Below are 345 nucleotides of genomic sequence, written 5' to 3'. Positions count from 1 at the left end.
GCGCGAGCGGCACGCTGATCCCGGCGATCTCGTGGTTGTCGTCGTCGCCGCTGAGGAGTTGCGTGAACGAGGTGGCGAGGGAGTGGTCGGCGCCGGCGGCGGTGCTGACCGTGTCGGTGGTGTTGTGGAGCTGGTCGAGGGTGACGTCGTCGGCGTCGGTGGAGCGGCACGGGTTGTAGAGCGACACCGCGATGGTCGGGGGCTGTTCCGGCGCGCCTTCGAAGGGCGCGGTGCCGGGCATCTTGCGGGTGAGGTCGGCGGCCAGCCGGGGGCGGTCGAGGGCGACCTGCCCGGCCTGGATCAACTGGCCCAGCCGGACGGCCTGTCCCTCCACCGAGACCGAGG

The 345-nt window shown here is 72.5% G+C and carries 1 protein-coding gene; it reads right to left on the bottom strand.

Going from position 1 to position 345, the window contains the following annotated elements; genetic code table 11:
* Positions 1-345 (bottom strand): hypothetical protein (locus OC490_RS49205; protein ID WP_262064576.1); only part of this gene is annotated, 345 nt, incomplete at both ends.

It is taken from the genome of Streptomyces sp. STR69 (assembly GCF_024519455.1).
Taxonomy (GTDB): Bacteria; Actinomycetota; Actinomycetes; order Streptomycetales; family Streptomycetaceae; genus Streptomyces.
Note: the sequence above shows the minus strand (reverse complement) of the source record. Positions and strands in the feature narration are given on the sequence as shown.